The sequence below is a fragment of the Caballeronia sp. INML2 genome, assembly GCF_023631365.1.
Lineage (GTDB): Bacteria > Pseudomonadota > Gammaproteobacteria > Burkholderiales > Burkholderiaceae > Caballeronia > Caballeronia turbans.
In genome coordinates this window covers 30,184-46,586 of record NZ_JALQDH010000106.1, presented here as the reverse complement: position 1 = coordinate 46,586, position 16,403 = coordinate 30,184, and the positions used below count along the sequence as shown (strand labels likewise).

Below are 16,403 nucleotides of genomic sequence, written 5' to 3'. Positions count from 1 at the left end.
AAAATCGGCAGCTTGATTGCCTCAGCGATTCCACTTAAAAACTGGCGGATCCTGTCCGAACGAATGAGGCCACCTCTAAAGACCCAGCGATAGGTCGGACCCGCTGGTCCGATCCCTTGATATATCGATGCATCTTCTGCGCACCGTTCGTTTACACGGCTCGAAATTGCATGCGGCTAATTCACCCGAGCTACTCTGAAACCTGAGTTGTTCTGGCTCTTACCGGTTGTCCTGCTTGCCGGTTTCAAGTTTGTCATGGCGTTCGCGCAGCGAGATCAATCGTTCCCAAGGAGCGCGGAGAACTGATCATCGGAGTCGTACCAGTCGATGTCTCTAAGCGCCGTCAGCAGCTCTACGGGAACGTTGGGATCCGCGCTCATTGGAGGAGCCGGCGGATCATCCACAAAGTCATCGTCAAACTGACGGACTGGCATTCCACGCGAATAGAAGTCGCGCCATCGTTGTTCTGCGATTGCCGCTGCAAACTCTTGGCGATGGTCGTATCGCCATGGGGCTAGCCGCATGCTTCCAGTTGGCGTTGACCATACGAGAAATACATGAATCGATGTCGGTGCGTACTCATTGTCCGCGACCATTTCCTTGACGGTTGGCAGGATGGTGATCGAAATGCCAAGGCGCGTGGCCCGAGCGAAGACAAGCCTTCGATCTTCAAGCGAGTCTAGGTATTCGATTAGCGACTCACGGAAATCAACCTGAAGCTGGGAAAACAAACGAATGCGTACTTCGTTTTCAGCAGTATGGCCTTTCGAAAAAATGACCAACGGGCGATATGCGTGAGGATGCGTTGGAAATTCTTCGCCCTCAATCTCGACCAATTCCGCGTTGGCCATGGCGGTCTCGCGGAGCCACGCCCAGAAATACCGTTTTAGCGGGGCACTCATCGCGCGCTTGAGAAAGTTGTCTCCCTCACGTGAAAGGGGGAAGAAGCGACACAAGACTCCAAACTGATAGGCAACCTCCCGACCATGATTAGCGTAATCGAAATAGTGAACCTCAACCTCGAACGTTTGGCCGACGCGACGGACCACTAGCTTGCGACAGATTTCAGGCCGCAAAGCGAGAAGTTTTGCAAAAGGATTGCCGAATCCAATCGGTGGCGAGTCGATGATAACCTTCGTACCCGCTCCAACGAAGGACATGCTGGATGTGTTTTTGTCGAGTTTCGTCGCTGGCCCGTCTTCGTAAAGCCAGTGTCCCGACAACCAGGCCGTGAGATCGTCGTCTGTAACTGGCCCCTTGATTTCTTCCAATGTTGTCCCGAGATCCCGGGCTAGATGATGGGCAGTGGTTAATGACGTTTTCTCCCCTCTGAGTATGCGTTGCAAAGTTTTGCCGTGCATTCCAGCCAGCAATTGCTTTCGCGGGATGCCCAATTCCGCGATCCGGAACCTGACTTTGTCACCGTTAAGGACAATCGCCTCTTTTGTCATCTATGCTCCCCCTACGCGTGCGCCGCGATTCGCAGCGCACGCTTTTTCCTGAACGTTATCCGATTAATGGTCCGTGCTAGTCGAATTCTTTGCGGCGGCGCGTCCTGCGCGGGCCGCGAAATGCCTCGGTGTCACCGTACCCGTACTTTTTGCTGTAGCGCTTTGAATCTTTGACGCGCGGTCCTGCGTCATCGGTTTTGACGCTGCTGTCTTGTTTCCCTTCGTTTTGCTTCCCGACATGGCGCGCTCCAGAATTGAATCAATTGTAAAGAGGCGACTCCGTTCACCGTTCTAGTGAGGCCGCGGGTTTGACTTTAGCCAGAGCAGGATCGGAAGTCATGTCCAGCGATGGGACATATTGGGACATGACGTTGGGATCGTCCCGTCCGTTGTCGCGCTGTAGGTGAAGCCGGACGGATGAGCGACCAGAGGGGCCGTCGCCGAAGGCTCGTAGCACATTGCTGGCGGTCCCTGGGGCATCATCGTCATCGATGCGCTTTGCCCCTTGGGATTGTCAGCGATCTGATGGCGGATGTCGAAAGGCCGAAATTAGGCCGGCGCCGATTGACTCGCCTGGTCGTCGAACTCATCCCCGACAAAGAGTTCGGCCGCGCACTTCGCGGCGACGATCCACAGTTTCAGCAAATGGTCGATGACGTGACCACGGCGCTGTCCGATGACGAGAACGTCAATGCCGCGTTGATCAAGTTGTTCGGTTGAGTCCGGTCGCGAGGGATGCACAGCGCGGCCGACCTTGTTATATCAGCCGTCGGCAATAGTTGATGAACTCCTGTTTTCCGATCGCCTTGACCGAATAGCCCTCGGGAATAGCAAATTTCAATTTGTCGCGATAGTTTCGGACGAGACGCGTTGCCAGATAGTTGCCAGGTCGGCCGAAGGTTTCCGTTCCATCGCCCGCGCGCTTCCGGGCGCCTTCGCGCTGGTCGTCGTCCTGTTTGCGGGTACGATACACGCCTTCATTGCCCCACAGAACGCAGGACGGCAAGGTGTGAAGGTCGCGTTGGTCATTCACCACGACGACTCTCTGGAGGCTGCTGTCCACCTCACCAAATGAATCGCTCATCAAGGCCCATACTTTTTCAGGGGTACAGTCCTCGCGCTTAAGCCGCGCGCGCAGACTGGTCTCGGGAATGCACAACTCGAGTCCGTAACTCGATTCCACATATACACGAAACTGCAGGTATTCGTAGCAGATACCCAGTTTGGTCACTGGATCCGTTTTCGGATCGCTTTCGCCCTTCGGCTCGCCTTCCTGATCCTCATCCGTGAGAAAGCTGAACGGATTGTGTTCGAGCGTATAGACCGTCTTCAGGCTCGCATCGGACCATGGTTGACGCTGTTCCTCGTGGTGCAACCTCGCGGCGCGGTAGACGTCGCCTGCGGCCTTGCACAACGGCGCGCCACGCGGAAAGCCGTTCTTCTCCGAAAAATATAGAACCGCCTCCCACGCGGGGTGATAGGGAAAGCCCAGGAAGTAAAGACCTAGCCAGCATGCGGTCAACGTTTCGAGGAGTTCGTCGTCGTCGCCTGATTTGAATGCTTCATCGCCTACCGTGGTAAGAACGCGGCGATCGTCCGCTTGCTGCATCGACCGATTCAACTGCTCAAAGATGTCGTCGGAATGTTTCTTGCAATCCGCCGAGGTCATCCCGTTCGCGACGTGTGCGTGAATGTTGCGGATTTGTTCGCCGCTCGCCCGATGCACGCGTAGCTCGGCTTCGACTCGCTGGGCAAGAAGCTGGATGACCCGATCGAATGACTCCGAGCGCCTTGCCATGAGCTTGTCTCCTTCAAAGGATGCCCCATATGAGATCTTTCGCAAGCATGGGGGTCTCGTCTTTCGACGCTCCGGCCCTGGACGCAAGCATACTCGATGCTCTCGAACCTTTGAGAAACTGGGTAAAAACCTCCAGCGCCACGGTTTCGAGAAACCTGGGTTCGACGTCGTGCTCTTTCCATGCTCTCAGCGTCCACGCAGCCATGCCGAGCTTGTTCAATACCATTTCGAGCATAACCCCTTCGGCGGCGTTATCACGCGGATAGGCCGTGAAATACGTTTGCGCAAAAATCGACAGTAGATAGTCTTCCGCTGACGAACCGCGATCGGCATAGGTTCGTATTTCATTCTGCATTGAATCGATCACGTCGCGACTGAAGTTTCGATCCAGAACGTTCTGGGTTTCCTTCGGATCACTGGTGTCGGCGACGCGTTGCACGTATGAGTCACGCAGGGTGTTCGCGTATATGATCTGCAGCACTTTCTTGTCGGTCGCATGAGCCCAACACAGCGGCCGCGAGACCCACGCCTTGATTTCGCTGGAACCGTCGACTTCGTGCTTCACTCGACCGATCACGATCAGTTCCCAGGCAAGCCCGAGCCACGCCGCGAAGTGCCTGGCCTTTCTCCTTTCTTCATCGTCGCTGTCGTGATCGTCCCACGACGGCAGCGGCGAGACGAAGTGTGCCTTGATCTTGCGCTTTTCGGTCGTTTGCGGAGCATCGGGTATCGGCGCCCCGTTGTTCGTATAAGACTGCGGGTGTCTGGTGAGAGACTCGTAGAAGGTCAGCTTTGGGGTGTCTCCCTTTACGGAATGGGGTGGCTTGAAGTAGGCGTCCCACGCTTTTCCAGTCAATCGACGAAAGTCCGTCACATCGCGCGCTACGACGTGCCCGTCCCTCGTCTTCTTTTCCTCGGACCGGATAGCCTCTATGACGAGCCCCCACCAGAGATCATCGATATCGTGCATGCGAACCACCGCGTAAATGGTCTCCGCATTCAGATAGGCGAGGTGAACGTCGTGGACGAAACGCTTCAATCCGATTGGCGTCAATAGATGCGGCATCGAATGCGCGATCTTTGCTATCTCGTAGGCTGAATGTTCAGCTGAATTCGCGTTTCGTTCGAGCCGCTTGCTTTGCTCACCGATCAACGACTTTTGTTCGCTCAATGTGCCGTAGTGCTCTGCCGCGACTATGATGGCGACCACGGCCATTGCGAACACAGCCGGTTGATATTGATCCAGCATGCCGATGCAGAACAGCAGCACCGGCAGTACGATCGGATAGACGAACGCCGGACGTTCCTTGCGTTCCTTGAGGCGAAACGCATAAAAGCAGAATGCCGAGATAGCGGCGACGGTGAGAATCTGGACGAATGAGCTGGCAAACGTAAGCGGAGCGTGAGCGCCACCGCCTGAACTGACATGATGCTTGAGATTGCTATTGAGCAGAGCGCTCCAGCCCTCCAGGCCGCGCAACAGCTCCGTGCGAAGGTCTGCCCAGTGGAGATCCGCTAATTGATCGGCGTTAGTACCGAAAACAATTCCAGACAGAAATGTGGAAACAACGAAGTAGAAGACGTACCAGAAGTAAGTGAAGCCGAGGCCTTTCTCTACGCTTTCTTTGCTGCGTGACTTGGGCTCGGTCATCTTCTGGCTCTCGATCGAGATGGAGGAGTCGCCCCGTATTCTTGAAAGATCGCTCGACATTCAATAGCCGAAGTCGAAGACCGTGGCGTCATAAGTGATGGGTATAGGACAATGCCGGAGAATCAGCAAGCGAATTGTTGCGATCCAGCGGCGATTATCGAGCTCACAGTCAGTCGTTTTTTCCGTCCTGCCAATGTGCCGAATGGTGACGATCGAAGTCCATCGAAGAGCAGCGGAAAGTTTTCGAAATGCTTTCTCGACGCGTTCCCAACGTATGTGTCACGTGTGCGTCCGGCCGTTGCTTCGTCCTTTCTGGCGCGATATTTGCCCGGAACGGATTGGTCGGCCTGATCGGCTTTGCAAATTGCAGTTCATGCCATCGATATGCAGAACATCGAGGACAAACACGCGAAGCTAGCCGGTTATCGGCAGTTTCCGATGAACTGGCTTTCCATTTACGATAACCTGCCACTACCGAACGTGAACCTCGCTGATGCAATGGCGCACCTTGCTCCCAAAATTGCGTCATTGTGGAACCGGAAACCGTGCTTCGATGCGGTTTTCATAGAGCGAGGCCCCGTTATTGTTGAACTTACGCCCTCGAGGAATGTGCATCATGTCTTGGAGGATCTATGGTGAGCCCCAATAGTTCGCCGTAAGCGATGTGTCGAACATCGGCATTTGGTCCAATGGTCAGGAATTTTCCGAAGACTCCAAATAAGACACAGCCGGTCGCCATCGAAGTCTACGCTTCGTGTCGCGTCTGACTGAATGGCTGGAGATGACCATGAAGACCTCGTCGGAATTTCTCCGATGCGGACATTCACCTCGACCGCATTGCCAACGGCAGCATAGTGACCGGCAGCTGCCGAGCGTTGCCTTATCGGTGAATGTCGGCTAAGGCCGAATCAGGTGCTTTGCTTACGTTATGAGCTTCGATAGGTTTTCGCTTAATTCACCGAGAAAGCCTTCTGAAGGTAATCGCCGCGCAGATTCTCCGCGGCGATCGCAGAATGCCTTATTGGCTCGGAATCTCGGCTTCCGCCCCAACGCTTTGAGCAGGGCTTTCAACGGGTGCAACACTCTCAACCGCTGCTCGTGACTTGCGGGCCGGACCCGTGCCCATAGAGCGAGCACGTTTTGTCGCCGCGCTCTGAGCGACCTTTGTCGCCGCCGTCGCTTTTTTCGCAGCTGCTCCCTTCTTGGCGACTGCGCTTTTGCTCGCCGCTGCCCCTTTCTTGGCAGCAACTCGTTTCTTCGCTGCAGGTCCCGTCTTCGTAACCGCTCCCTTCTTCGCTGTCGTCCTTTTCGACGCCGCCTTCTTCCCGACCGGCTTTGCCGCGACCACTTTTACGGCCTTTTTCGGTGTCGGCTGCTTCGCGGCTGCACCCTTTTTCGCGGCCACCGGTGCGCCCGCGTTGCTCGCGCCCGCTGCACTATCTTTCTCAATCAGGAATGCACTACGATCCTTTGCGCTCGCAATCCAACCAGGTGCGCGACCGAATCCGCTCCATGTCAATCCCGAGACCGGATCGCGATACAGAGCGGGCTGAGGTCCTTTGCGTGCGGCGATCCTGCGCTTTACCGACACCTTCGCGCGAACAGGCGCCTCGCCAGCACCCGCCGCGAGGAACGCGGTGCGATCGCTTGCATTCGCAATCCACGCCGGCGCCCTGCCCCGGCCGCTCCAGCTCGCACCGGTCTGCGGATCAACATACTTCGTTGAATCCGCTTTTCCCACTGCGTTTGCTTTGGTCTTACCCGATGCCTTGCCAACGAATCCGGCGACGTCATCGATCGAAATCTCATGACGCGCCATCAAGTCATGAATCTGCTTAATCACGCCGCTCGCAGCCTTGGCTTTTAAAGCTTGCGCCTGAGCTTCGAGTTTTTTGATCCGCGCTTGAATCGCTTCTAGCGTCGCCATTGCACTCTCCTATTCCGAAAATACTCGCACTATGCCACTGCCCGCGGCAATGGGCTAGCAGCGAGCGTCTAATCAGCATCTAAAAGAACGGAGAAGGCGCGCTTCAAGCGGCTTTTCTGGGTGCAGATGTTGGCGAAGCGCCAGCTTCGCGTTAGATTAACGATTGGCAAATTCAGTATATCGACACTTGCTTGCGCGAGAGAACTGGCCCGAGGATGAACCGACGCCAATCTATCTATCTGAAGAGGACGACAAGCGCCTGCAGACGGTGTGTCGGACGACGACTTCTGCATCCGCGAAAGAGTTGCGCAATACGGCGATCGTCGCGCTCTTTCTCGGGTGCGGCGTCACGGCGGCGGAACTGAGTCTGCTCCGGGTCGCGGACCTTGACATGGAGGACAAGCGGCCTAGCGTGCTCGTTGAGAAACATGGTTCGCGGCTCGCCAGACGCGTACCGATCGACAGTTTCGCCATTGATGTGCTGCGCGCGTACTATGAGGCCCGGAAAGCGATTGTTTGCGCGACGGACTGGCTTTTCGTGGCAACGGCCGCAGGCAAGCCTATGAAACCCGACACCTTGGTCAAGTGCGTTCGCACGGCGCTCGAGGCCGCGGGACTATCGGCCGCAGATGAAAGCCCTCGCCTCTTACGCAATACCTATGGAAGGCGCCATCTCGTGGCGGGGAAAACCAATGAGCAGGTCAGCAACCTGCTCGGCCTGTCGAGCCACCGAACCGTGACGCGCCTTCGGTTCACGCTTGACGCTGCAGCTTGCGTCACAGACTAAAACAACGAACAAAACGAAACGTGACGAAAGGTGACAAGAAGGTCCTCGACGATCAGATCCGGCGATGGACGACCGAAATGAACGACCTGGCCGGGAAGATCGCGGTGGCAAAGGGGACGAAGGGCACGAAGGGCATGAATACGCACTGTTGCTCGTCATGCCGCAAGGCGACTATGAAGACGTTGCGCCCGAACGGATTGCAGAGGATGCACTGCGCGTCATGAATCACGGTTGGCCCGAGGGCTTCGATATCGAAATTTCAACCGATCGAAGTAAATCGATGCGATACAACGCGTTTTAATCGACTAGCGCCGGTTCTGGCTCATCGGGATCCTCATCTCGAGGCGGCGGCTTCAATCCAGCGAGCGCACGGTATCTCAGATGATGCTCCATGAGTAACAGGCGGATTTTTTCCATGGCGACCAACTGTCCGAGGTTCTCCTCTTCCCATGCCCGCCGGACCGAGGCAAAGAAAGTTTCGATCTCTCCTATGGTCTGGCGCGCCTGCGCAAGTTCGAGCAGCATGCGCTCAACGTCTGCGTTCCCACGGTACTTCTTCCATAGCACCCGCCCCTCGTCGACGCCGACAGGTTCGAAGCGGGGAAGCGTGCGTGTCTTCATGGGCGCCTGAGTGAACGTCTGCACAACATTTAACTGAACGCGCGCTCATGAGATCCAGCGCGAATGTCACGATGCGGTGCACTGCGGGCGCGCTCTGCCGGCGAGCGGCATCAATCATCTCGTATCTCGAGCTCTGCGCCGAACCTCACCTGGGCAACATCTTAATGATCATCAGGACAGTTCGTGTCTTGTTCTGAGGATGGCACGCATATTCGAAGTCCGGTGGCTAGCTCGCTGGCGACTGCACTGGGGAAAGGGGTGCGCTCGTCTCTGCGGATCGAGTCCGCTGACTGTGGATTTTGCAGGGCTTCCTTGACTTCTCGATTAGATGAATAGGATCGGAGATGTGCCAAAACAATGGCGCAGGTGTTCAACCCTCCAATCTTTTCTTCCGAGCCTACATGCCCTATACCATCGATCCCCTGAGCATCCAGTTCACCGAGACACGGCATGGCGTCAACGCGACGGCCCGAATTCTGTTCGATGGGAAGAAGGTCGGCACCATCCACGACCACGCTGAACGGATCGTCACTGACGTGATGTTCAGCACGGAGGAAGACCGTGCCGCATTTGCGATTGAAGCACGGCGCATTCTCGCCACTGTGTTCGGAAAGGCCACCCATCACGATAGCGCCTTCATCTCGGAATACGCGCGGGCCTTATTGAAACATGCCGAGGAGGAACTTCTGAAGCAGTCGCAAGACGATCACATATCCGATGACCCAGCATGACAGATCGATACGCCATGGGAGACTGGACGTCGGTTTGGGCAGGTGAACCCTTTCTGATTCATCGCCTCGTGCTCGATCTCCAGTCTAGGTGCGTTATCGCGGGCCAGGACCGGTACAGGACGCGGCGCACGCCAATGAGCCTCGCAGATCTCGCTTATGTGCAACAACTGCTCGACGAAACCTTTGATGACATCTGGTGGTCACCCGCCGAGTATCAATTCGAGCTTAGGAGCGACATCCCTGCTTGGGCGCTTGAAGCGTGGACTTGGCCATGCAAAACTCGCGAGAAGAGTGGATGCAATACCGACGAATCGCGTGAAGAGCCGCTGCAAATCGATCAGTACGGTTGCAGGTTCAGCGTCGCTCCAGTGCTCCTCTCATACAAGGGAGAGCTGGATTAGCCGACTTCCTGCTTAACGGGCCGTGCGTACCGAGGCGAACATCCGATCCAGACGCTGGGTGGCTGCCAAGACTTGACCGAATCGCACCTCTCTCATCTGGCGGTCGTACTCATTGATGATGGTGGTCAGCGACTCGACAAATGTCTCGTCGAAGTTCCATTCGCCGGTTGCCTTGCCTGCATCGAGGATCGCGAGCACAGCTTCTTCGACGTGACGAACCAATGACAGATCGAGCACACCGTGTCCTGCTTCGGTAAGGAAACTTGTCAGCAGGACCGTGTGCGCGAGGATGGTCGTCTCGTGACTTCCGGCGCGGCCTCCTCGCACCGATTCGAGCGCAATCCGTGACTGGAGACACAGCGCGTCGGCCTCCTGCCGCGGCATGGGAAGCAGAAAGCGCTTCGATTGTGCACGCGTCGGTGTCTTGGGCGATCTGCGCTTTTTGGAGACAGGCATCTCGTCAGGTCTACCATTCGGATCGTGCGTTCACTGCAGCGCGATGCGGGAATCCGCCCCAGCCGCTTCGGAGATGATCGCAGGTCCGACGCTCATCGTCTGGCGATTGCCGCGTGCGTCGCGTTTCTCCTCCGCGGCCGAAATGAAGGTCAGGAGCTCGCGGTTCAGGTCGGCATCCTTCGCGCCCGGCCGCCACGGCACACATCCGTGTTTTTTCCGCGTCTCGCGCGCCAGCGCCAGCGCATCTCGTGCTGCCTTTGCGCACTCGACGCTCACTTCCTCGCAAAGCGCGACAGGGTCGCCATAGTCGGCGAATGACCCGAGATCTTCACGACCCGCATGTATTCTGGCCGGGAAGTCACGCAAATCGGACACGACGCGATGGCCGAGTCGTCGCCACTGGATTTTTTCGGGAAACAGAAACGCTGGCAGCATGGCGCTTTTCACGGCATCGCGGTTGCCCGTTCTGTTCAACTCGTCACGCGCCCAGTCAGCGCGATGCATCATGGCGCGGCAGACGCGGGCGTAACCCTCAAGCGAGATCACCACTTCGAGGGCCGCGTCGCGCCGCTCATGTCGGTGAGTGACCCGATCTTTCAACCCTTGCACCAACAGCACCACGATGGAACTGATGGCACTCGACATGCCGGCAATGGCCAGCCACTGCCGTAAAGGTTCCAGTATAACGTCGAGTACTCGTAGCCTTCCTTTGCCAACAGCGTGGCATCCAGGGCCTTGATACGGGAGACCGATTGCCGGCCCTTTCCATGCCAAACCAGCCACTTGGCGTGATCGATCTCTGTCTCGATAGCGATTCGCTCGTGAGGCTCCACCGTCTGGCTTCCAAACACTGATTTCTTGGCGGTCTTGAACTTCATCGCGATATGAAACCAGTCCAGGATCCTTCCCCTGGCGAGCTGGCTGCCGTCCACAGCCTTGCCGAATTCGCCAGCGTCATCGCTGATAACGGTGACTCGCTCTTCCGGAGCCACGCCGCTTGCGAGGAGAAATTGGTCCAGCCGTGCGGGCGCCGACGGCACTAGCTTATGCACGTACGCGTAGAGACGCGGGGGGCGATCAGAGAGAGTTGCACGCCCCGCAACGATGTTGACATGTCGATCCCGCGGCAAGTTCTGCGACCAAGGCGATTTCAGCTCCGCAAGGTCGCGCATGGCCTTGCGGCTCTTGGGGCTGCTGCTGAAGCTCAGCCACGCCGAGTCGACGCTCACGCAGCCGACGGTGGTCGATTCGCGAACCTGCTCTCCGCTGACCGGTTTTGGTCCAGACACGATATGGCGGTTGATCTGCGCGTCCAGCGCGCTGCCGACGGTGAGGATTCGACGGCGAGTACTACCAAAAGAAATCCCTTTGTCCAGTGGAAGGACCTCTCGAAGCAGCTCAGTGGCCTGACGGTACGGTAGATGAGCAGCCCACTTAGCCTGCAGGTACTCCAATTCCGGGGTCACTCGCTGGCGAACGGCCTTGCACAGCGGGCTCAAAGAGCGGCGCGGTTGCCCTTGCCCTGCCGCACAGCTGCACGCCCACAGCCTCGGACTCGGCACGTCGACCTTGCCAAACACGGTTCGCAGCACGATCGATCGGGCGTCCTTGTGGGCCAGCATCGAGCCGCACCGGTGACAAGCCATTTGGCTCTTCATCCATCCGGCAGTCTGCTCCGGCACAAGAAACGATTGAACCTCGGCGAGCAAGGCACGACCTTCGGCAAGTGTGAGCCCCAGGTCGGCGAGGCTGCGGTCTTTTCGTTCCACCACAGCAACAACCCTCGCATCAGTCGCGCGCGCTTCCCCGCCCTCTACGCGGGCCTCGATGATCAGTCGCATAGCACCTCCGATCGGTTGGCAACGTCGCCAGCGTAGTTGAAACGGCCAGCGCGCCGGGGGGGCTCGCTGATCTCTTTTCGCCGGAACTTCAGATACAAAGCGCCATATCCGATTGGTTGCTACGCCGTCACGCCGTCGATGACGTTGGTCAAGTCAACCGAAATTGCCTCCCACGGTTTGGTTCACTCTCGTCTACTACGAGTGCGCGGCGCGAGAAATCTCTCTGGTGAACCATTTGAGCTTCGCCGCCTGCAGAAGTGGCGCCGGTTCCGCGTATCTTTTCAACGAACTGATTCGGCTCGTCTACCTCAGCTTCTACGTGCAGGACGCTGGCTTTGGCGACACGGACTTGATGATCTACGCGCGGGTCGAGGTCGCCATTGAGCGCAGTCTCGAACGTGCCGAAAGCGGGCGTGCCTGGATGCTCGGTGCCGAGGACCTCCCGCTTTTCGAGGCGGTGCTGCGTGAGTCTGATCGTCAACTCGCGCATGCGCCGCGGCATGTTCATATTGGCGCACGCGAAAGACTCGAACGCTTCGCGACCAACGGGCGGGCGTCCCCGCTGCGCTCCACGAAACCTGCCAGCCGTCCGTGACGGTCGATGACGGGTTCGGCATGACTTGCTTCAAAGCCTCATTGCTTCCACCACAGTCGGAGGCGAGGCTAGATCCGTGGAAAAGGCGGATGGCTTAGAGGCGCGCACAATCGATCGTCAGCGTTTCGCGGAATTATTATCGGGCGCGTCCTGGTGGACGACCTCAACGTCGACGGTCCGGCCGTCGTCGCCGAATCCTCGCCCCTGCCGACGCAGCGCGCGTGTCTTCCACCAGAAATAGCCGAAGACGATCGTGCCGACGCCAAACAGTACGGCGAGCAGCACCATCGACAGCACCGCGGCCGCAACGAGGACGATCGCGCTCAGAAGCATCGCGAGTAATCGGGCGAACCATCCTGAGCCGCTGGTCTGAATCCCTTTCTCGTAGGTCACGCGCCGTCGCGGCGGACTGCCGTTCTGCATCTTTCGTCTCCCTGTCTCGGTTCGGCGACGACTTGAAGCAGGCCGGCCGTCGTCCATCGCTTTGAATCTGAAATGCACATGTCGTCGGCGCAAGGGCGCATGCGGCAATCCGTGAACTTCGGTTTGGACCACCGCATCACGTCAGGAATTCGCCGGCGGGCGTAGAAAGGTCGGAATGCAGCGGGACGAGGTCGGCGTGCCCGAGCGCTTTGCCGCTGCGACCGGTAACGCCTCAAGCGAGACAAACGCGTTCAAACGCGAGGCGCTCAGCGCGCCAGCGAAGGAGACGGTCCGCACTGATCACAGCGGACTCGTCGTAGCCGCGCCGTCAAGTTTTACGAGAAGTGCCCAGTACGCCACGCGTTGAGGGTCCGCACTTCGCCATTGCTGCGCTTTGCGGATGAGGCGAGCGCCGATGATTGCTTGCGGCGAAGGCGACGCGACAGCCGAGGTATCAAACGCTACAGAATATATGTCGTTTAATACGATTCGCGAGTTTTCCGCTGTTCTGATGATCACGATCGAGGTCGCAAGCAGGTTCGAAGCGCGTTGGTGCCCCGACACCGTGAAACAGCTCACCGTTCACAGCAATATTTTGGAGGTATACATCAAATAATCAATAAGATAGCGCGGACTCTGAAACGACGACATATGTTTCACGACTGGACAAAAAGTGAGGGTTTCTCACTTTTTAAACCCTTCGCCTTCGCTGTTATTTTGGCTTCGGTCGAACGCCTTTCTGCGTCTGCCCTGCCGACGCCCCGACAACCGCGCGGTCGCCGGGGCGCGACGAGTTAGGCCGGCTTGATGTTCGCCGCCTGCTTGCCCTTCGGCCCCATCTTCTCGTCGAACGTCACCTTCTGTCCTTCCTTGAGCGTTTTGAAGCCCTCAGCGCGGATTTCCGAGAAGTGCGCGAACACATCTTCACCGCCGCCATCGGACGTGATGAAGCCAAAACCCTTGTCGTCCTTGAACCACTTGACCGTCCCGGTTGCCATTTTTGTGTGACCTAAAAAGTTGAGCACGGCGTCGCCCTCGCGAACGCCGGACGCTATCTTGATCGGCCATCGCCAGTAACGCAACTGAGCAAAGGCGCCCTCGGCTCCTGTGTCTCGGTGGTGTCGGCGGAAGGGTGATGATGCATGGCAGGCAGACTGTCCACAGGTGAGTGCGCAGCCCTATCCCGCTAACATAAGTTATCAGGTTTGACGAGCGTCGCTCGCCCTCATCTGGCTCGCCCGAGGCCGAGCCAAAGACGGCGTGCGTGTGTCGCCGTGGGCGACCGTCGGTTGGGCTCCGGCACTCGCGTGGAACGATGGTTCGACGGAGCGAGGCGCGCCGGCACGCCCCTCCGCCATCGATCATCGCAAACGGAAAACCGAGGTGGAAGGATGTGACGGTTCCGTGACCGGCGTCCAGGAGCCAGAGACGATTCAAATGGCCTCCACTTGGATACGGCACCGCGTCGGTCCTACGTGAGGCTCGACGCGACCACCCTGGCGCATTGCAACGCGCTGCCCACTGCGATCGCTAACACTCGGGCTACCCGGCGTAGCCGCTGCACGGGGCCGGCTGGCCGCTGGATCCGGTCAGTGCCGCCGAGCTTGATTGCTTTTCCTCGTTCACTAGACCTGTACCGGTAGGCAGACGTCGTGCCGTGACTTCACGGCACGTCCCGCCGGGCCCACTTTGTCGTCCGCCCCCACGCACCACCGGGCCGGCGCTCGCGCGGTTCGCCTGAAAGCGCAGATTCTCCGCACACGTGGCAAGCGATGGTGGAGCTGAAATCCCCGTACTGGTGCTCCGACAGCTTGGCCGGTTTAGCGCAAATGCGCCCGCTGTTCGGCGTTTGCGGCTGCTGGCAGGCCACGCACGCGTTAATGCTCGACAAGTGAGCCTTCGGGCGAAGTCGCGTCGGCGAGACTGGGAGCGACCCGGCGCCGGCTGGGCGCCCATTTGCGCGTGGTCATCGTCCTGTATCGTGGCCCCCGCCCGCCGAGGGGACTTCGCTTTCTCGACTGCGACGACGTTTGAGCTATCAGTCAGCTATGTTCCTCGAAGCCGATAGACACATTCGCGCACCGGTCTTCCATGCGCGTCCACATCGGTCTGTGGCGTTTTGCCGACTCTCGGCCGCATTGGCTGCACGCTTCGCCTCCGTTGTAATTGCGCTCGACGATCGCGTCGCGCCCGATCACGCCCTCGCCTTGCTGAGATCGTGCGTTGGCTATCGAGATACTGGCTTGCCGAAGGGCTTTTCAGCGTTCGCTGTTGCTAGGCGTCCAGGCAATCCGCCGCACGCCGGTGGCTAAGATTGGCAGTTGCAGTTTTTCCGTGCCATCAGATGACCTGCCCCGCGTGTCCGTCCGCAAGCGGTGAGTTCGCACGATTCGCTTCATCTGGTCCCCAATGCGTTGACCGCGTTATGCGCCCGCCCCCCGCACTTTCAGGAGCTTACGCAGGCCGGCGATGTGCTCCCGTACCTCGCCCGTCACTGGAGGCTTTGCGTGCGCCATCGGTGCCGCGCAAGACTGGGATTTGCCTAACGCTTCCCGTTGCGCATGGGCGAAGCGTTCGAGATCTAGCGCGGTAGCTGGTCGAAGTTTGCCAGATGTGAGCGCCGTTGCAAACGACGGCATCCATCCGGCGGCCTGGCGGCCGATGCGCTCCGCGAGACTGAAGATCGTCAGCGAGTCACCACCGGCCCCGATCACGAACAGGCGCGATTCGTTGACGTCGATAAACGTGCGACCGGCATGTTGGCGGGCAATGGCTTGGGCGTCAACGCGCTGCTGCGTGCGTGCTTGCTCGGCATGGTGTTCGTCGTTCCGACGGCGTACCAAGAGGGCGAAATCGACCGGGTTGCGGAGCAGGGCGCGCAGGTAGTTGATCGGTGCCTTGGCAAGCTTCAGGTGGTCCCAGGTGGCTTCAACGACGTCGGAGAGGCGCTTGCCGTGCTCGCGCGCCTCGCGCATCAGTTTGAAGATCAAGAAATCAAAAAGACCCAGGGCGCGCAGGCGCTGAAGGTCCGCAGGCAACTGGCCCGGTTGTCTCTTTTGAATAATAGAAGGGCTTAGATCCTTATATATTCCACCGTCTGCCACCTTGGCAGACGGTATAGGCAAAGAAGGCTGGGTCAATGCGAGCGCGGTTGAAAAGGGCGCCCGGACGGTTTCGTTCTCGTGCACGGGGGAGCTCTCAATGAGGCCGAGGAGAGCTGCGGCATGCGCGGTGAGATGAAGGTAGGCGCGACCAAACAGGCCGGCATCGACATAGCGGGCCTGCGGACGTCGCTCGATAAGTCCGGCGACCTCGAGATCGTCAAGGCTGCGATAGAACGTCCGCATGGACTGCAGCGCGCGGCCGGTGAGGAGCTCACGGCGTGCAAAGATGGCGCCGAACGGTTTAGCCGCGTCGACGGTTCGCGCAAGGGCGGAGAGGACGGCGCGGGCGCGCGGTGGAATCTGTTCGATGTGCGCGGCGCGAAATGCCGCCCGGAAGATGATCCAAGGCAGGTTCGTCGAGTCACAGCGAAAAGCGGTGAGGGCAGCCGAATCTTCGGGGTGTGTTTCACCCTCGCTAGCAACGAAGCGTTGCGCGATAGACATGTCGAGCGGTCCATTAAAAAATGGATTGAATTTGCTTGACTGCAGATCGCGTTTCGCTACACTCAGGTCTGTGCGTAGTGACCACTTTCCGGTTCCCGCCGGTGAGTGTGCGG

Annotated in this window: 17 protein-coding genes; 6 read left to right on the top strand and 11 right to left on the bottom strand. The window is 58.4% G+C overall.

Going from position 1 to position 16,403, the window contains the following annotated elements; translation table 11 throughout:
- Positions 1-275: 275 nt before the first annotated feature.
- On the bottom strand, positions 276-1,451 hold the full coding sequence (locus tag NCT32_RS32380; RefSeq protein ID WP_250491267.1) for a hypothetical protein: 1,176 nt from the start codon (positions 1,449-1,451) through the stop codon (positions 276-278).
- A gap of 525 nt (positions 1,452-1,976) precedes the next feature.
- Between NCT32_RS32380 and NCT32_RS32375 the strand changes: the two genes are divergently transcribed.
- Positions 1,977-2,171: a hypothetical protein gene (locus NCT32_RS32375; RefSeq protein ID WP_250491266.1), complete on the top strand. Its 195-nt coding sequence runs from the start codon at positions 1,977-1,979 to the stop codon at positions 2,169-2,171.
- A gap of 37 nt (positions 2,172-2,208) precedes the next feature.
- On the opposite strand, the gene NCT32_RS32370 is transcribed toward NCT32_RS32375, so the two are convergent.
- From NCT32_RS32370 to NCT32_RS32360, 3 genes are all read right to left on the bottom strand, one after another.
- Positions 2,209-3,249: a hypothetical protein gene (locus tag NCT32_RS32370; protein WP_250491265.1), complete on the bottom strand. Its 1,041-nt coding sequence runs from the start codon at positions 3,247-3,249 to the stop codon at positions 2,209-2,211.
- A gap of 13 nt (positions 3,250-3,262) precedes the next feature.
- Positions 3,263-4,900, bottom strand: coding sequence for a hypothetical protein (locus NCT32_RS32365; RefSeq protein ID WP_250491264.1), 1,638 nt, complete (start codon positions 4,898-4,900; stop codon positions 3,263-3,265).
- Between the two features lie 1,018 nt (positions 4,901-5,918).
- The gene (locus NCT32_RS32360) at positions 5,919-6,827 is read right to left on the bottom strand and encodes an H-NS family nucleoid-associated regulatory protein (RefSeq protein WP_250491263.1); all 909 of its coding nucleotides are present in this window, start codon (positions 6,825-6,827) and stop codon (positions 5,919-5,921) included.
- A 163-nt stretch (positions 6,828-6,990) separates the two neighbouring features.
- Between NCT32_RS32360 and NCT32_RS32355 the strand changes: the two genes are divergently transcribed.
- Positions 6,991-7,614 carry a site-specific integrase gene (locus NCT32_RS32355; RefSeq protein WP_250491262.1) on the top strand — a complete coding sequence of 208 codons (624 nt, stop codon included), beginning with the start codon at positions 6,991-6,993 and terminating at the stop codon, positions 7,612-7,614.
- Between the two features lie 64 nt (positions 7,615-7,678).
- The gene (locus tag NCT32_RS32350) at positions 7,679-7,915 is read left to right on the top strand and encodes a hypothetical protein (protein WP_250491261.1); all 237 of its coding nucleotides are present in this window, start codon (positions 7,679-7,681) and stop codon (positions 7,913-7,915) included.
- On the opposite strand, the gene NCT32_RS32345 is transcribed toward NCT32_RS32350, so the two are convergent.
- Positions 7,912-8,235 carry a hypothetical protein gene (locus NCT32_RS32345; RefSeq protein WP_250491260.1) on the bottom strand — a complete coding sequence of 108 codons (324 nt, stop codon included), beginning with the start codon at positions 8,233-8,235 and terminating at the stop codon, positions 7,912-7,914. The two genes, NCT32_RS32350 and NCT32_RS32345, sit on opposite strands and share 4 nt — an antisense overlap.
- Positions 8,236-8,636: 401 nt before the next feature.
- Between NCT32_RS32345 and NCT32_RS32340 the strand changes: the two genes are divergently transcribed.
- Both NCT32_RS32340 and NCT32_RS32335 read left to right on the top strand, forming a co-directional pair.
- Complete coding sequence (locus tag NCT32_RS32340; RefSeq protein WP_250491259.1) at positions 8,637-8,966, top strand: hypothetical protein; 330 nt, start codon at positions 8,637-8,639, stop codon at positions 8,964-8,966.
- Positions 8,967-9,100: 134 nt separating this feature from the next.
- A complete protein-coding gene (locus NCT32_RS32335; RefSeq protein ID WP_250491258.1) occupies positions 9,101-9,367 on the top strand; it encodes a hypothetical protein in 267 nt (88 codons plus the stop codon).
- Between the two features lie 12 nt (positions 9,368-9,379).
- Here NCT32_RS32335 and NCT32_RS32330 read toward each other — a convergent pair whose 3' ends face one another.
- From NCT32_RS32330 to NCT32_RS32320, 3 genes are read right to left on the bottom strand one after another with little or no spacing between them, the layout of a single operon-like run.
- The gene (locus NCT32_RS32330) at positions 9,380-9,823 is read right to left on the bottom strand and encodes a Fis family transcriptional regulator (protein WP_250491257.1); all 444 of its coding nucleotides are present in this window, start codon (positions 9,821-9,823) and stop codon (positions 9,380-9,382) included.
- A gap of 30 nt (positions 9,824-9,853) precedes the next feature.
- On the bottom strand, positions 9,854-10,468 hold the full coding sequence (locus NCT32_RS32325; protein ID WP_250491256.1) for a hypothetical protein: 615 nt from the start codon (positions 10,466-10,468) through the stop codon (positions 9,854-9,856).
- Positions 10,420-11,664, bottom strand: coding sequence for a hypothetical protein (locus NCT32_RS32320; protein WP_250491255.1), 1,245 nt, complete (start codon positions 11,662-11,664; stop codon positions 10,420-10,422). Before NCT32_RS32320 ends, NCT32_RS32325 begins: the two co-directional genes overlap by 49 nt.
- Before the next feature lie 226 nt (positions 11,665-11,890).
- Between NCT32_RS32320 and NCT32_RS32315 the strand changes: the two genes are divergently transcribed.
- Complete coding sequence (locus NCT32_RS32315) at positions 11,891-12,259, top strand: hypothetical protein (protein WP_250491254.1); 369 nt, start codon at positions 11,891-11,893, stop codon at positions 12,257-12,259.
- A 117-nt stretch (positions 12,260-12,376) separates the two neighbouring features.
- On the opposite strand, the gene NCT32_RS32310 is transcribed toward NCT32_RS32315, so the two are convergent.
- The 3 genes from NCT32_RS32310 to NCT32_RS32300 all read right to left on the bottom strand — a co-directional run bounded on the left by NCT32_RS32310 (position 12,377) and on the right by NCT32_RS32300 (position 16,290).
- Positions 12,377-12,682, bottom strand: coding sequence for a hypothetical protein (locus NCT32_RS32310; protein WP_250491253.1), 306 nt, complete (start codon positions 12,680-12,682; stop codon positions 12,377-12,379).
- A 794-nt stretch (positions 12,683-13,476) separates the two neighbouring features.
- Positions 13,477-13,680 carry a cold-shock protein gene (locus NCT32_RS32305; RefSeq protein WP_250491252.1) on the bottom strand — a complete coding sequence of 68 codons (204 nt, stop codon included), beginning with the start codon at positions 13,678-13,680 and terminating at the stop codon, positions 13,477-13,479.
- Positions 13,681-15,105: 1,425 nt separating this feature from the next.
- A complete protein-coding gene (locus tag NCT32_RS32300; protein ID WP_250491251.1) occupies positions 15,106-16,290 on the bottom strand; it encodes a Replication protein O in 1,185 nt (394 codons plus the stop codon).
- Positions 16,291-16,403: the final 113 nt, after the last annotated feature.